At 62.3% G+C, this 13,988-nt stretch carries 15 protein-coding genes and 3 tRNA genes; 7 read left to right on the forward strand and 11 right to left on the reverse strand.

The window, feature by feature from the left end:
• Positions 1 to 77: 77 nt before the first annotated feature.
• The 5 genes from kdsB to THIDRDRAFT_RS04855 form a co-directional block, all read right to left on the reverse strand.
• A complete protein-coding gene (gene kdsB / locus THIDRDRAFT_RS04835) occupies positions 78 to 845 on the reverse strand; it encodes a 3-deoxy-manno-octulosonate cytidylyltransferase (protein ID WP_007039689.1) in 768 nt (255 codons plus the stop codon).
• A complete protein-coding gene (gene lpxK, locus THIDRDRAFT_RS04840; RefSeq protein ID WP_007039690.1) occupies positions 838 to 1,863 on the reverse strand; it encodes a tetraacyldisaccharide 4'-kinase in 1,026 nt (341 codons plus the stop codon). The genes kdsB and lpxK overlap by 8 nt, the downstream gene beginning before the upstream one ends.
• A 68-nt stretch (positions 1,864 to 1,931) precedes the next feature.
• Positions 1,932 to 3,734, reverse strand: a complete 1,803-nt coding sequence (gene msbA, locus THIDRDRAFT_RS04845) for a lipid A export permease/ATP-binding protein MsbA (RefSeq protein ID WP_040843968.1) — start codon at positions 3,732 to 3,734, stop codon at positions 1,932 to 1,934.
• Between the two features lie 14 nt (positions 3,735 to 3,748).
• Positions 3,749 to 4,177 (reverse strand): ExbD/TolR family protein, encoded by a 429-nt coding sequence (locus tag THIDRDRAFT_RS04850; RefSeq protein WP_007039692.1) that lies wholly within the window; start codon positions 4,175 to 4,177, stop codon positions 3,749 to 3,751.
• Positions 4,174 to 4,803 (reverse strand): MotA/TolQ/ExbB proton channel family protein, encoded by a 630-nt coding sequence (locus THIDRDRAFT_RS04855; RefSeq protein WP_040843922.1) that lies wholly within the window; start codon positions 4,801 to 4,803, stop codon positions 4,174 to 4,176. The genes THIDRDRAFT_RS04850 and THIDRDRAFT_RS04855 overlap by 4 nt, the downstream gene beginning before the upstream one ends.
• Positions 4,804 to 5,038: 235 nt before the next feature.
• Between THIDRDRAFT_RS04855 and THIDRDRAFT_RS04860 the strand changes: the two genes are divergently transcribed.
• From THIDRDRAFT_RS04860 to THIDRDRAFT_RS04880, 5 genes are all read left to right on the forward strand, one after another.
• A complete protein-coding gene (locus THIDRDRAFT_RS04860) occupies positions 5,039 to 5,485 on the forward strand; it encodes a type IV pilin protein (RefSeq protein WP_139058626.1) in 447 nt (148 codons plus the stop codon).
• Positions 5,482 to 6,036 carry a GspH/FimT family pseudopilin gene (locus THIDRDRAFT_RS04865; protein WP_007039695.1) on the forward strand — a complete coding sequence of 185 codons (555 nt, stop codon included), beginning with the start codon at positions 5,482 to 5,484 and terminating at the stop codon, positions 6,034 to 6,036. The genes THIDRDRAFT_RS04860 and THIDRDRAFT_RS04865 overlap by 4 nt, the downstream gene beginning before the upstream one ends.
• 62 nt (positions 6,037 to 6,098) lie before the next feature.
• On the forward strand, positions 6,099 to 7,097 hold the full coding sequence (locus tag THIDRDRAFT_RS04870) for a PilW family protein (protein WP_139058627.1): 999 nt from the start codon (positions 6,099 to 6,101) through the stop codon (positions 7,095 to 7,097).
• A complete protein-coding gene (locus THIDRDRAFT_RS04875) occupies positions 7,094 to 8,287 on the forward strand; it encodes a PilX N-terminal domain-containing pilus assembly protein (protein ID WP_007039697.1) in 1,194 nt (397 codons plus the stop codon). Before THIDRDRAFT_RS04870 ends, THIDRDRAFT_RS04875 begins: the two co-directional genes overlap by 4 nt.
• 32 nt (positions 8,288 to 8,319) lie before the next feature.
• Positions 8,320 to 9,045 carry a type IV pilus modification PilV family protein gene (locus THIDRDRAFT_RS04880; RefSeq protein ID WP_007039698.1) on the forward strand — a complete coding sequence of 242 codons (726 nt, stop codon included), beginning with the start codon at positions 8,320 to 8,322 and terminating at the stop codon, positions 9,043 to 9,045.
• A gap of 183 nt (positions 9,046 to 9,228) precedes the next feature.
• Here THIDRDRAFT_RS04880 and THIDRDRAFT_RS04885 read toward each other — a convergent pair.
• From THIDRDRAFT_RS04885 to rplU, 6 genes are all read right to left on the reverse strand, one after another.
• Positions 9,229 to 9,313, reverse strand: a tRNA-Leu gene (locus THIDRDRAFT_RS04885).
• Between the two features lie 46 nt (positions 9,314 to 9,359).
• Positions 9,360 to 9,433, reverse strand: a tRNA-Cys gene (locus THIDRDRAFT_RS04890).
• 165 nt (positions 9,434 to 9,598) lie between these two features.
• Positions 9,599 to 10,723, reverse strand: coding sequence for a glutamate 5-kinase (gene proB, locus THIDRDRAFT_RS04895; RefSeq protein WP_007039699.1), 1,125 nt, complete (start codon positions 10,721 to 10,723; stop codon positions 9,599 to 9,601).
• Positions 10,724 to 10,741: 18 nt separating this feature from the next.
• Positions 10,742 to 11,863: an Obg family GTPase CgtA gene (gene cgtA / locus THIDRDRAFT_RS04900; protein WP_007039700.1), complete on the reverse strand. Its 1,122-nt coding sequence runs from the start codon at positions 11,861 to 11,863 to the stop codon at positions 10,742 to 10,744.
• 121 nt (positions 11,864 to 11,984) lie between these two features.
• Positions 11,985 to 12,242, reverse strand: coding sequence for a 50S ribosomal protein L27 (rpmA, locus tag THIDRDRAFT_RS04905; RefSeq protein ID WP_007039701.1), 258 nt, complete (start codon positions 12,240 to 12,242; stop codon positions 11,985 to 11,987).
• A gap of 17 nt (positions 12,243 to 12,259) precedes the next feature.
• Complete coding sequence (gene rplU, locus THIDRDRAFT_RS04910; RefSeq protein ID WP_007039702.1) at positions 12,260 to 12,574, reverse strand: 50S ribosomal protein L21; 315 nt, start codon at positions 12,572 to 12,574, stop codon at positions 12,260 to 12,262.
• A 340-nt stretch (positions 12,575 to 12,914) separates the two neighbouring features.
• Here rplU and THIDRDRAFT_RS04915 point away from each other — a divergent pair, with 340 nt between their 5' ends.
• Together THIDRDRAFT_RS04915 and THIDRDRAFT_RS04920 are read left to right on the forward strand one after the other, a co-directional pair.
• Positions 12,915 to 13,883, forward strand: a complete 969-nt coding sequence (locus THIDRDRAFT_RS04915; RefSeq protein WP_007039703.1) for a polyprenyl synthetase family protein — start codon at positions 12,915 to 12,917, stop codon at positions 13,881 to 13,883.
• Between the two features lie 15 nt (positions 13,884 to 13,898).
• Positions 13,899 to 13,975 (forward strand) — tRNA-Pro (locus THIDRDRAFT_RS04920).
• Positions 13,976 to 13,988: the final 13 nt, after the last annotated feature.

Below are 13,988 nucleotides of genomic sequence, written 5' to 3' on the forward strand. Positions count from 1 at the left end.
CCTCCTCAGTGGTGATTCGCCCCGCGTCTACGCGGGGTTTTTTTTGCTCGACGCCCAGCCTCGTCGAGCGGCCCGCCTTACATCTTGGCCAGATAGGCCGCGACGCGCGCGAGATCGTCCGATGTGTCAACGCCCGGCCCCGGCTCCTCGACCGCAAGACCGACATGGATACGTTCTCCATGCCAGAGCACCCGTAGCTGTTCGAGCGACTCGGCCAGTTCGAGCGGAGAGGGATCGAGATGGATGTAGCGCTTGAGGAAGGCGGCGCGATAGGCGTAGAGCCCGATGTGGCGCAGAAAACCGACCGAGGACGGCAGGGCCGCATGCTTGCCGAGGAACTCGTCCCGATGCCAGGGAATCGGGGCGCGCGAAAAATAGAGGGCAAAGCCGGCGACATTGGTCACGACCTTCACCAGGTGCGGATCGAAGAGCTCGGCACCATCCCGGATCGGATACGCCAAGGTGGCCATGCCTGTCTTGTCGAGCGACGCCAGATTATGGGCAACCTGGTCGAGCAAGGCGACCGGCATGCAGGGCTCATCGCCTTGCAGATTCACCACGATCGTGTCATCGGACCATTCGCAACGGGTGATGACCTCGGCCACGCGATCCGTTCCGGACCGATGCGCCACCTCGGTCAACACCACCCGCACACCCAAGGGCACACACACGTCCGCGATCCGTTGATCGTCGGTCGCGACCACGATCTCGTCGGCCGCGCTGTCCAGCGCGCGCTCGACCACGTGCTGGATCATCGGCTTGCCCTTGATGTCGACGAGCGGCTTTCCCGGAAGGCGGGTGGACCCGTAGCGCGCGGGGATGACAACCTTGAAACCATTAGCCATTGGTCAGTCCTGCCAGTTTGGATAAGAGATCATCGAGAAGTGACTCGTCCAGCTCCGCCTCCACCGGCAGATACCAGTGATGCTCGCAGGCAAAGGGCGCGCACTTGACGGCGTCCTTCTCGGTCATGATGACGGGAAGATCGGGCCAGCGGCGGATATCCTCCGCCGAATAGGCATGGTGATCCGGATAGGGACGTGCCTCGAGATCGAGCCCGGCCTGACGCAACGCGGCGAAGAAGGGTTCCGGATTGCCGATCCCGGCGACGGCACACAGCCGCTCACCGCGAAAGGACTCCAGCGCCCGGGTACGCGTGGAATCGACGAGATTCACGAGCACGCCGGACACCAGGCGCATCGCCGGCATAGGGGATTTGAGGCCCGCCTTATAGAGCACCAGATCCGCGCTCGCCAGACGGCCCGGCAACTCCCGCAAGGGTCCGGCGGGCAGACAGCGGCCGTTGCCGAAGCCACGATCGCCATCGATCAGCACCACCTCCAGATCGCGCCGCAGCCGATAATGTTGCAGACCATCGTCGCTGACGAGGATATCGCAACCACCCAGTTCGATCGCCAGACGCCCGGCCTGGACCCGATCCGGACCGGCCACCACCATGCAATGCACATGCCGGGCCAGCAAGACCGGCTCGTCGCCCACCAGACTAGGGTCCGAATCCGCCGTCACCGGCAGTGGCCACTGAGCCGAACGCCCGCCGTAGCCGCGCGTGATGACCCCCGGCGTCCAACCGTGCGCCTTGAGATAGTCGACCAATCGCGCCACCAGCGGCGTCTTTCCGGTGCCGCCGACACTGATGTTGCCGACGACGATCACGGGAATCGGCAGCCGTGTCGAACTCAGCCACCCCTTGCGGTATCCGAACCGGCGCAACCCGACGACGCCACAATAGAGCCAGGACAACGGCAAGAGCACGGCCGACAGCGGATGCCGGCCGTACCAGACAGCGGCCGGATCCAGGACTCTCGGACCTACACCAGGGGTGCCGTTTCCTGCAGCGTTCATCAGGCTATCGCTCCACGTGAAGCATCGGTCCGCGCCTCGACGGTCGGGTGACGCCCGACCGATCTCGGTCAGGCAAAAACCGTGTGCGGCGCGTCCGCCTCATGGAACTGCATCCGATGCAGCCTGGCGTAGTAGCCGTCCAACGCCATGAGTTCCGCATGACGCCCCTGCTCCACGATGCGCCCGGCCTGCAGCACCAGGATACGGTCGGCGTTCTCGATGGTGGACAGACGATGGGCGATGACCAGCGTGGTGCAACGCTGCATCAACTCCTGCAAAGCCGCCTGAATATAGCGCTCGGCCTCGGTGTCCAGTGCAGAGGTCGCCTCATCGAGGATGAGGATAGGCGCGTCCTTGAGCATCGCGCGGGCAATAGCCAGACGCTGGCGCTGACCGCCCGACAAGAGGACGCCACGATCGCCCACCAAGGTCTGGAAACCCTGGGGAAGCTCACGGATAAAGTCCAGGGCATGCGCGCTGGCCGCGACACGCTTGAGTTCGGAGGTAGTCGGCGGAACCGAGCAGCCGTAGGCGATATTGTTGGCAATGGTGTCGTTGAAGAGCACCACGTCCTGACTCACTAGCGAGATCTGGTCGCGCAGACTGGCGAGCGTCAGATCGCGAATCGGGATGTCGTCGATCCGGATCTCGCCGGTCGTCGGATCGTAGAAACGCGGCAGCAGGCTCGCCATGGTGCTCTTGCCGCTCCCCGAATGGCCCACCAGGGCGATCTTCTCGCCAGGCTCGACCACCAGATTCAGATCGGTGACGGCGGGCGCCTTGTCCTCGGAATAGCAATGGCTGACGTTGCGGTATTCGATACGACCGGCCGCACGCTCCAGGACACGGGTTCCCCGGTCCTCCTCCTCCTCCGCGTCCAACAGCTCGAACAGACTCTCGGCGGCGACGATGCCCCGCTGCAATTGGGCGTTGACCGAGGTCAGGCGCTTGACCGGCGGCAGCAGGAGCCCCATGGCGACCACGAACGACATGAAGGTGCCGACCGTGATGTTCTCCTTCAGACCCTGCATGGTCGAGAGATAGACCACGACGCCGATCGCGATCGCCGAGATGAGCTGAACCAGCGGGACGCTGGCCGCCTCGGTCGCGATCATCTTCATCTGCAGCGAGCGGGTCTTCTCGTTGATGAAGCTGAAACGACGCGCCGCCCGGTCCTGCCCACCGAACGCCTTGACCACGCGATTGCCGTCGATCACCTCCTGGGCAATGTGGGTGATATCACCGACCCGGTCCTGGATCCGCCGGCTGTGGCGCCGAAAGCGCTTGGTCGCATACTTGACGGCGCCCGCCATCACCGGACCGATGACCAGGAAGATCACCGAGAGCGCCGCGTTCAGATAGAGCATGTAGGCCATGAGGCCGATGACGGTGAACCCATCGCGCACCAGGGTCGTGACCGCCGAGGTCGATGCATTGGCCACGTTCTCGACGTTGTAGGTGAGCTTGGCGAGGATGTGTCCGGACCCACTGTTATCGAAATAGCGGGTGGGTGCCCGCAACAGATGCTCGAACATCTGTTGGCGCAGATCCGCGACCACACGCCGTCCGACCCAGCTCAAACAGTAGGTATTGATGAATCCCGCGATACCGCGCACCACGAAGAGACCCACCAGCCACAACGGCATGGTGCGCACCATGTCGAGATCGCGATCGACGAAGCTGCCATCGATCAGCGGCTTCATCATGGCGGCGAACAGCGGCTCGGTGGCGGCGAAGATGAGCATGCCGGAAAGCGAGAAGACGAACATCCGCCAATAGGGCCGAACATGAGTCAGGAGCCGCCGGTAGATCTGCTTGGCGTCCGCACCCGACAGAACCGGATCCCCGCTCCGCGTCTTGTCTCCGCCCATCGTATTCTTTTCGCTCATGGTCGCTGCTCGTTCGGACGAGTGGCCGCGAAGGCGATCCGATTCAGACCCAGATCGCTCGCCACATCCATCGCTGTCATGACCGCCTGATGCGGGGTCCGGGCATCGGCCTGGATCAGCACCGGCAGCGATTTGCGTTCACCCAACGCCCCACGAAAGGCCTGCGCCAAGGTCTTGGGCTCGGGATCGACCAGCGCCTGGCCATCGACGTAATAGTGACCTGCGGCATCGATCACCAAGCGGATCACCATTGGCTCCTCCGCCGCAACCTCCTCGCCATTGGCCTGCGGAAGCTGGATGCGCAGTCGCGCATCGTCCTTGAAGGTGGTGGAAACCATAAAAAAGATGAGCAGCAGGAAGACGACATCGATCAGTGGTGTCAGGTTGATATCCGTCGGCTCACGCCGATGCGGGCGCAGATTCATGGTCGGCCGCCCTCCGCGGCTTCCCGCTCGCCCTTCAGCACCTCGATCAGACGCAATGCCTGCTGCTCCATGTCGAGCGCAAAGGTGGCGACCCGGCTGTCGAAGAAGCGATGGAACATGAGCGCGGGGATCGCGACCGAAAGCCCGGCAGCGGTCGTGATGAGCGCCTTGGAGATGCCGCCCGCCAGCACCCCGGCATTTCCCACGCCGGCCTCCATGATGACGCTGAACACATCGATCATGCCAACCACGGTGCCCAGAAGTCCCAGCAACGGCGCAACCGAGGCGATGGTTCCCAAGGTGTTGAGGAAGCGCTCCAACTCGGCGACCACATGCCGGCCGGTATCGTTCAGTGCGTCCTTCATCACCTCGTGCGAATGATGTCGATTGATCAGCCCGGAGGCCAGCATGCGGCCGAGCGGCGACCCGTCGCGAATCGCCTCGATACGCTCGGACGTAAGCTGCCTCTGACGATGCAACTGCCAAATCTCGGCGAGCAGATTCGGCGGCAGGACGCGCCCGCGCCTTAGGGACCATGCCCGTTCGATCACAATCGCAGTCGCCACCAGAGAACAGGCGATAATCGGGGCCATCAGCCACCCGCCCGCATACATCAACTCAAGCAAAGTCGGCACCCCCTGGGATTGATCGTAGTTCGTCACCCTCGCCGCCACGCGCGAGGCATTAGGGTGGGAATCATACCTGAAGCGACCGACGGGCAGCAGCCCGGACGCACCCTTGCCCGACTACCAGCACACCTGAGATAGAACCCGGAACCGGACAGTCCTCTTCGGGGTTGAAAACAGCACACGAATTGGATACAAACGACTGACGCGAAAGATTCACGAATCGGTAACCCGCATGCCCCCGATGCGTTGCCCGAGCCGCCCCGGCTTTACCCTGATCGAGCTCATGATCGGGCTCGCCCTGCTCGCCATCCTGGCGACGATCGCGATCCCGAGCTATCAACAGCAGGTTCTTCAGGCCAGACGCACGGATGGCCAGGCCGGCCTGATGGCGATCGCCATCGCTCAAGAACGGTTTCGCGCCCATTGCACCCAGTACGCCCAGCGCCTCTCAGGAACCCGCGACTGCGCGTCCGAGACGACCAGTTCTTACACGTTAGGAGTAAGCGACGCCAGCCCGGAGGGGTATTACCACCTCAGCCTCGATTCGGTCAGCGCGAGCGGATTCAACGCCCGAGCGACGGCGAGCGGACCTCAAGCCCGTGACCGCGAAGGCGATATCTCCTGCAAAGTTCTCGGGCTCGACCAGGACGGCAACCGGACCCCCAGGGCCTGCTGGTGAAATCCGCCCGCCCGGTCGAGCCAAGACACCCGCGCCCCAACGGATCGGGATTCACCCTGCTGGAACTGTTGGCGACCCTCGCCGTGATCGCGGTCCTGCTCACGGTCGCCCTGCCCTCGATGCGCGCCATGCTCCAGCGCAACCATCTCAAGGCCGCCGCGCAATCCATCGCCGAGGATCTGCAATGGACGCGCTCCGAATCCATCAAACGCAACCGGGCGCTCCAGATGCGCTTCGACAGCGACGAGGAGACCTGGTGTTATGGCATCGACGAAACCGAGAACGCGGCATGCGATTGCCGACCCACTGCGGCTCCGACCGATGTCTGCGCTCTGAAGCACGTCAGCGGCGCGGATTATCCGAACGTCACGCTCGCCGCCACCTTCAACGCCACCCAATTCAAACCGCGCCGGGCCACCGCGATCAACGGCTCGATCACAGTGACTTCTGAGACAGGGGGCACCCTGCGCGTGATCCTGTCGCGGCTCGGCCGCATCCGGATCTGCACCCCCGACTCCAGCGTCCTGGGCTACGACCCATGCAGCCGCTAGCATCCAGAGTTGGCCGCACCTCTAACTGGACGGCCGGTGGCACGCCCGGATACCAAGGCGGCGTGACACTGATCGGAATCACGATCGGCCTCCTCGTCGGCACCCTAATCCTGACCGGAGCGCTCAGCGTCTATCTCATGATCTCGCGGACCGCGCGCGAAGCCGTCCAGCAGGCCAGACTCAATCAGGAGCTGCGCGCCGCCATCGAGGTCATGCAGCAGGACATCAGGCGCGCAGGCTTCTGGGATTTCGGCGACACCAATGGTGACGGAGACGCCAACGGGGACGGCGTCTTCGATTGGCGCGACCTCGGTACGACGGAGGATGGCGAGGGCACCTTCGACAGCGACGGGGATGGACAAACCGACGAACGGGATCTCGATCCGATCCACAACCCCTTCCAGCACCGCTATGGCATCGTCAACAACGACCTCTGCATCGAGACCGATTCTGCCACCGGTGACTGCATCACACCGAGCTGCACCGCCCAGAACGACGACGGCGCTTGCCTCATCCAGGTCCAGCGCGGCAACTGCATCACCTTCAGCTACGACCTTGACCTGGACGCCCGCGTGGGTATCCGCTCCTGCGACGCCAGCGATGACGCACTCGATTGCCCGCGCCCCACCGAGGCGCCCTTCCGAACAGGACTGGGCGAGCCCTATGCCTGGCGCTCCTGGTATCCACCCGACGCGGAGACGCCGAGCAAGGACATCGATATGGAGATGTTCGGCTTCAGACTGCGTCGCGGCGCCGTGCAAATGCGGGTTGGACGCACCAACAAGGACGACGATCGGTTCGGCTGCGACAGTGGACGCTGGGAGGCCATCACCAGCCCGGACATCCGGATCAGGGCACTCGACTTCATCCTCACGACCCGAATCGCCAACACCAACCCGATCAAGACGATGACCGACAGCTGCGCCTCGGGAGATATCTGCCGACACACCCGAACAGTGGACATCCAGCTCAGCGGTCAAGCCGCCAATGATGCCGAGACCCGCCAGACGCTCGAAACCCATATCGGCATACGCAACGACCGTTACGAGGCGATCCCATGAAGACGGAGCGCCCCAACCCGCCACACACGGCCCACCGCCACCAACGGGGCGCAGCGACGCTGTTCGTGGGGCTGCTGCTGTTGATCGGAGCGGGCATCCTCACCTTCAGCGCCAGCCGAACGGGCGTTATCGAACAGCGCATCGCCAACAACGAGATCCGCTCGACCGAGGCCCAATTAGCCGCTGAAGCCGGCCTGGAATTCGCCCAAGCCTGGCTGTCGAGCAATGCCTGGACGGAGGGGACGGCCGAGCCGACGCCACCGTCGCTCACGACGGCGAGCGGTTACCGATTCGAAACAGACCTGACATTCGACATCGATCCACGCGGCCTCTGCGTTCACGCAGCCAGCATCGCCGCATCCGACGCCAACATCTCCGCGCACGTCCAGGCGTGCTACCAACAACAAGGGCTCTTCGACGCCAGCCCGAGCCGACGCATGCCTCCACCATTGGTCAGTGCCGAGTGCCTCGACGCACCCACCATGGGGTCAGAGCTATTCATTCGCGAATCAGCCAAAACCGGCGCCGCATCAGGCCAATCCGCGACCGCCAGCTGCCTACCTCAAGGCGACCTCACCATCACCAACTGGCTGGATGCCAACGGCAATCGCGTCATGGAGATCACAGAGACAGGCACCAGCGCCTCCTTCGAGAGGGCCGCTTTCAAGGGGTGCCCGAGTGACCATTGCGCCTGGAACCAAATCTTCGCAATGCCGCTCGACCAGGCCATCGAACGCGCGACCCAGTCGAACCATCTCTACGGGGACACATTCCCTTGCGGCGCGCCACCCTCGCCAGGCATCTATGTGAAGACAAACGATTCGGATATCGGCCCGCTCGATATGACCGGCACCTGTATCGGCATCGATGGGGTCGACAACCGCACCATCGGCGCACCGAGCACGCCAGTGCTCATCCTCGTTCCCAGTTCCAGCGGATGCCCAGCCTTCAGCCCCGATATCGGCATCTACGGGATCCTCTATTACGAGACTACCTCGGACTGCGCCACGCGCGGCTGGGGCGGAGCCACGATTCACGGAGCCGTCGTCTGGGAAGGCAGCGCGGCAGCCCCGAGCAGCGGATCGCGGTTCATCGCAACCGACTATGGCGCAGGCTCTGGACTCAATCGCGCCTATCAGGTCGTGACCCAGGCGACGCGGATCCCCGGCACCTGGCGCGACTGGGACTGAAGGCAGATTCCCGCACCCCACGGAGGCACACGATGCGACGCACTCGACTCCAGATAAGACAAGGCGGTTTCAGCATGAACGAGGCGCTCGTCTCCATGACGGTCCTGACCAGCGGACTGCTGAGCCTCGCTCAATTCCAGGGCGAAATGATCCAGCACGGCAGCGAGGTCAAGACCCAGACCAGCGCGCTCAATCTCGCCCAACTGAAACTCGAAGAACTCCATCAAGACGCCATCGCCGACTACGACTCCATCACATCGGGAAGCGACGCACCCTCACGTCACGCAGGCGACTCAGCGAACTTCCGTCGCCGCTGGATACTCACGCCCCACACCGAGCCCAACTACACAGAAGTGCAGGTCACCACGGCCTGGACATCCATCGACGGCGAACATCAATCGGTCAGCCTGCTCTCACTGATCGCGCCAAGTCTCCCCTACTCAGCCAGACCGAGCCCAGCAAGTGGCACGGAGCCCGTCACAAACGAAGAAGAGGCCTCGCCAGACACGCAACCGCCTGCGGACAGGCTGGCCGAGACCGAGGATCAATCACCCTCGGAACCCGAGGGATCGACCCTCGCTGCCAACACCCCGACGGCGACCTGTCTGTGCGCCCGCGACCAGGACGGGACCATCGGATTGGACGCACGAAGCAGCGACCCCGACTGCACCCAATCCTGCTGCCAATCGATGGGAGCCAATGCCAGCAGCGCGATGTGCGGCAACGGAGATTGCAGCTTCGTCGCTCAGTGTTATTGAGCGGCCAGCAACGGATGATCACGCGCACAGGAACATGCCAGCGAGCCTGTTTGAAGGCTGCCGTCGGAAAACTCGATCTATAGGAAGGAACAGGCGCTACGAGAAGGGCCGTTGCGAAAGAGACGATTCGCACGCTCACCGCATCTACGGGATAGATCCGTTATGGATACGCCGAAATCAGGATGGTGCCCGGGGCGGGACTCGAACCCGCACAACCGAAGTCGAGGGATTTTAAGTCCCTTGCGTCTACCAATTTCGCCACCCGGGCGGAAGCGCGGTAAAGCAGGAGAGCGCGAAACAGAAGGGAGAATAAATGGAGGCTGAGCCCGGAATCGAACCGAGGTACACGGCTTTGCAGGCCGCTGCATAACCACTCTGCCACTCAGCCAGAGCGAGGCATTATAGATACCTGTACGCGGATTGTCACCTACCGAAACGCCTTTCTTCGAAAAAGGTTTCAGAGAACCGCCAACGACCTCGATCACCACCGGGTTTCAATGGTGACCGCATCAAACGATGCGTTCGTCGTCGCTCCCCATCGGGAAGCCGACCGCTATAGGATCACGAGATTATCTCGGTGGATCAACTCATCGTCGTCGAGATAGCCGAGGATCTCCTCGAAACGCTGCGACGATTGCCCCTTGATCCGGTCGCTATCCTGAGAATCGTAGTTGACCAGCCCGCGCGCCACCTCGGCACCGAACTCGTCGACACAGGCGACCACCTCTCCGCGATTGAAGTGACCCTGAACGCGTTTGACACCAACGGCAAGCAGGCTTCTGCCTTTTTCGCGCAGTGCCCGGACTGCTCCCTCATCCAGGATCAGGCGACCGCGCACCCGAAGATGTCCGGCGAGCCATTGCTTGCGGGCGGCTTGGGCACCTTGGAAGGGAATGAGCAGGGTACCGATCGATTGACCCTCGCCGATGCGAGTCAACACCCGTTCGCCACGACCCGGCGCGATGATCGTCGGGGTCCCGGATCGCGCGGCCAGACGTGCCGCCCGGACCTTGGTCACCATGCCGCCGGTCCCCAGCGCCGTCACGCTACCGCCGGCGACCGCATCCAACAGAGGATCGTCGACCCAACTTTCCGGAATCAGCTTGGCATTGGGGTTGTTTCTAGGATCTGCGTCGAAGATTCCGTCCTGGTCGGTCAGCAGGATCAAAAGGTCCGCTTCGATGAGATTGGCGACCAGCGCGGCCAGGGTGTCATTGTCACCGAAACGCAGCTCGTCGGTGGCCACCGTATCGTTCTCGTTGATGACAGGAACGACACCGAACTTCAAAAGAGCGCGTAACGTACTACGCGCGTTGAGATACCGCGCCCGATTGGCGAGGTCGTCGCGAGTCAGCAGGACCTGCGCAGTTCGCAGCCCACGGGCCAGGAAGCAATCTTCGTAGGCACGCACCAAACCCATCTGACCGACGGCTGCAGCAGCCTGGAGCTCATGCAGCGATTTAGGACGCCGCTGCCAACCCATGCGCGCCATGCCCTCGGCCACGGCGCCAGAGGACACCAGAACCACTTCGCAGCCAGCGGCGCGGCGCCCGACCATCTGATCGACCCAGACCGCGAGCATCTCCCGCTCCAGTCCTTGACCGTTGCGCGTCAGCAGCGCACTGCCGATCTTGACGACCCAGCGTTGAGTACGAGGAATGGCGTCACGGGTGATCATAATCGGACCACAAAATCTTCAGTCAAGCGGATGCCATTCACCCGAATCGGGCGTTCCCGGCATATCCCATTCCGACTCCTCACCACCTGAATCGCCAGAAGACGAAACGATGCCAGCGTCATCGCCAAGTTTCAGCTGCTCAAGGCGCGCCATCAGATCGCGGACGAGCACATCGGTCCCTGCACCACTCAGGGCCGAGATACCATGAACAGGCCCCTGCCAGTCGAGATGCTCAACGATCGCAGAACGGCGCGCCTCATACTCCTCGGCGTCCAACAGATCGACCTTGTTGAGCACGAGCCAGCGCTCTTTGTCCATGAGATCGTCGCTGAAGGACTCCAGCTCGGCCTCGATCTTACGGATCTGCTCCGCCGGATCCTCATCACTACCGAGCGGCGCGACATCGACCAGATGGAGCAACAGACGTGTCCGCGCCAGATGTTTGAGGAAGTGGATCCCCAGACCGGCCCCGTCGGCAGCACCCTCGATCACGCCGGGGATATCGGCAACCACGAAGCTGCGATTGCGCCCCACGCGCACGACGCCCAGATTGGGATAGAGCGTGGTGAAGGGGTAGTCGGCAACCTTTGGACGCGCGCTGGAGACCTGCCGAATGAAAGAGGACTTGCCCGCGTTGGGAAACCCGAGCAAGCCCACATCGGCGAGCAGGATGAGTTCCAGATGGAGTTGGCGACGCTCACCCAGCGTACCCGGCGTGGACTGGCGCGGGGTACGGTTGGTGCTGGATTTATAGCGGGCGTTGCCGATGCCGTGAAAACCGCCCTTCGCAACCAGCAACCGCTGGCCGGACTCCAACAATTCGCCGATCAGCTCACCGGTTTCCTCATCGAAGACACGCGTTCCAACGGGCACCGTGACCGAAAGGTCCTGACCGCCGCGCCCAGTGCACTGACGACCCATGCCGTTCTGGCCGCGTTCGGCCCGATGTCTACGCTGATAGCGAAAGTCGACTAGCGTATTGATGTTGTTGTCCGCGAGCAGATAGACGCTTCCGCCATCGCCCCCATCACCACCATCGGGACCGCCCTTGGGGATATATTTCTCCCGGCGGAAACTCACGCAGCCGCTACCGCCATCACCGGCCTCAACCCAAATGCGTGCCTCGTCGACGAACTTCATAGAGTAGATCCGGTCTGGTCGCTCGCGCGCAAGTCCAAATGAAAAAGCCCCGTCACGATGGACGAGGCTCTAGGCTTCCGATCGACAACTGACGATCACCGATGGGGATCGGGTCGGACGATCAGGCGGTCTCCACGGTCACGAACTTGCGGTTCTTCGGACCCTGGACCACGAAGCGAACGAAGCCATCGCTCAGCGCGAACAGGGTATGATCCTTGCCGCAACCGACGTTGACGCCATTGTGAAATTTGGTGCCGCGCTGGCGCACGATGATGCTGCCTGCGGAGACCTTCTGACCGCCAAACACCTTGATACCAAGACGTTTGGATTCGGAATCGCGGCCGTTGCGAGAACTACCGCCTGCTTTTTTGTGTGCCATTGGTTATCTCTCTCTTCTCAGCCGGCGCTGATACCGGTGATTTTGACCGCAGTGAACCACTGACGGTGGCCCTGATGCTTCATATGGTGCTTGCGGCGACGGAATTTGATGATCTTGACCTTCTTCGCGCGCCCATGAGACTCGACCGTCGCGGTCACCTTGCCGCCGTCGATATAGGGCTTACCAACGCGAACTTCATCGCCGTCAGCTACCATCAAAACTTGCTCGAAATCGATGCTTGCGCCCTCTTCGGCGGTCAGCTTCTCGACTTTCAGAGTGTCACCTTCGGAAACCCGGTATTGTTTGCCACCGGTTTGAATGACCGCATACATGATTCTGCAGATCCCCAGGAGTGTTCGGAATTGCCGACGCTCCGCGCCGGAACAAAGAAGCGGAATTCTATCGCTAAAACAAATACCAAGTCAACGTCGTAATGGACCAGAAATCCAGGATGTCCAGAAACCGACCGATGCTCGCCCTCGCCACGAACTCAAAGAGACCGCGCTCGATCATCATTGAGCCAAACGCGAAATTATCCAAGAGTCGACCCAGGCCGTCCAAATAGCGTAATCTACGCCAGTTGAAAAAACCCATCGTTCCGGGTGGTCGGCTTGACAGCCCAGCACCCCAAACCTAGCATCCGCCGCTACTATCGACAGACCCCACACACGCATGGACCTCTCCACGATTCGACAGCCCGTCGCAGAGGACTCGAAGGCCGTGGACGCCTTGATTTTGCGCCGCCTCCAGTCCGACGTCGTTCTGATCAACCAGATCGGACACTACATCGTCAACAGCGGTGGCAAACGTCTGCGTCCTCTATCCGTACTGCTCGCCGCACGCGCCTGCGGCTATGCCGGAACCCGCCATATCGATCTCGCCGCCATTGTGGAGTTCATCCACACCTCCACCCTGCTCCACGATGACGTCGTCGACGGCTCCGAGCTGCGCCGCAACCGCGAGACCGCCAACACGGTCTGGGGCAACGAGGCCAGCGTGCTGGTCGGCGACTTCCTCTACTCGCGCTCTTTCGAGATGATGGTCGACGTCGGCAACATGCGCGTCATGGAGGTGCTGGCCCACGCCACCAATCGCATCGCCGAGGGCGAGGTACTGCAGCTGCTGAACGAGCGCGACCCCGATACCGACGAAAAGCGCTACATGGAGGTCATCGAGCGCAAGACCGCCACCCTTTTCGAAGCCGGAGTTCACCTGGGCGCCATCCTCGCCGAAACGCCGCGCGAGATCGAGGAAGCGGTCTCCAGCTACGGACTCAATCTCGGCATCGCCTTCCAACTCGTCGACGACGCGCTCGACTACAGCCTCGACAACGCCGAGTTGGACAAAAATGTCGGCGACGACCTGGAGGAAGGCAAGCCCACCCTCCCCATCATTCGCGCCATGGCTGTGGGCACGCCGGAACAACGCGCTCTGCTGCGCGAGGCCATCGAGCACGGCGGACGCGACCATATTGACGCCGTCGCAAAGACGATTGCATCCACCGATGCGATCGCCTATACTGCGCAGCTCGCACGGTCTTATGTTGAACGCGCGAAGGAAGCCCTCGAAGTGCTACCGAATTCGGCGGCAAAGGCTTCCCTAGCTATGATGGCCGATTTCGCCGTCACGCGAATGCACTGATCGTCAGACCCATTGCGGGGTGTAGCTCAGCTTGGTAGAGCGCTGTCTTCGGGAGGCAGAAGTCGCAGGTTCGAATCCTGTCACCCCGACCAATTTTCCCGAATA

Origin of the sequence: Thiorhodococcus drewsii AZ1, assembly GCF_000224065.1 — a bacterium.
GTDB classification, from domain to species: Bacteria; Pseudomonadota; Gammaproteobacteria; order Chromatiales; family Chromatiaceae; genus Imhoffiella; species Imhoffiella drewsii.

What these genes read in the sequence shown, in the direction of transcription:
- THIDRDRAFT_RS04915 (WP_007039703.1), top strand. Translation starts at nt 12,915, where the DNA reads ATGGACCTCTCCACGATTCGACAGCCCGTCGCAGAGGACTCGAAGGCC.
- THIDRDRAFT_RS04880 (WP_007039698.1), top strand. Translation starts at nt 8,320, where the DNA reads ATGCGACGCACTCGACTCCAGATAAGACAAGGCGGTTTCAGCATGAAC.
- msbA (WP_040843968.1), bottom strand. Translation starts at nt 3,734, where the DNA reads ATGGGCGGAGACAAGACGCGGAGCGGGGATCCGGTTCTGTCGGGTGCG.
- THIDRDRAFT_RS04875 (WP_007039697.1), top strand. Translation starts at nt 7,094, where the DNA reads ATGAAGACGGAGCGCCCCAACCCGCCACACACGGCCCACCGCCACCAA.
- proB (WP_007039699.1), bottom strand. Translation starts at nt 10,723, where the DNA reads ATGATCACCCGTGACGCCATTCCTCGTACTCAACGCTGGGTCGTCAAG.
- rpmA (WP_007039701.1), bottom strand. Translation starts at nt 12,242, where the DNA reads ATGGCACACAAAAAAGCAGGCGGTAGTTCTCGCAACGGCCGCGATTCC.
- kdsB (WP_007039689.1), bottom strand. Translation starts at nt 845, where the DNA reads ATGGCTAATGGTTTCAAGGTTGTCATCCCCGCGCGCTACGGGTCCACC.
- THIDRDRAFT_RS04850 (WP_007039692.1), bottom strand. Translation starts at nt 4,177, where the DNA reads ATGAATCTGCGCCCGCATCGGCGTGAGCCGACGGATATCAACCTGACA.
- cgtA (WP_007039700.1), bottom strand. Translation starts at nt 11,863, where the DNA reads ATGAAGTTCGTCGACGAGGCACGCATTTGGGTTGAGGCCGGTGATGGC.
- rplU (WP_007039702.1), bottom strand. Translation starts at nt 12,574, where the DNA reads ATGTATGCGGTCATTCAAACCGGTGGCAAACAATACCGGGTTTCCGAA.
- lpxK (WP_007039690.1), bottom strand. Translation starts at nt 1,863, where the DNA reads ATGAACGCTGCAGGAAACGGCACCCCTGGTGTAGGTCCGAGAGTCCTG.
- THIDRDRAFT_RS04860 (WP_139058626.1), top strand. Translation starts at nt 5,039, where the DNA reads ATGCCCCCGATGCGTTGCCCGAGCCGCCCCGGCTTTACCCTGATCGAG.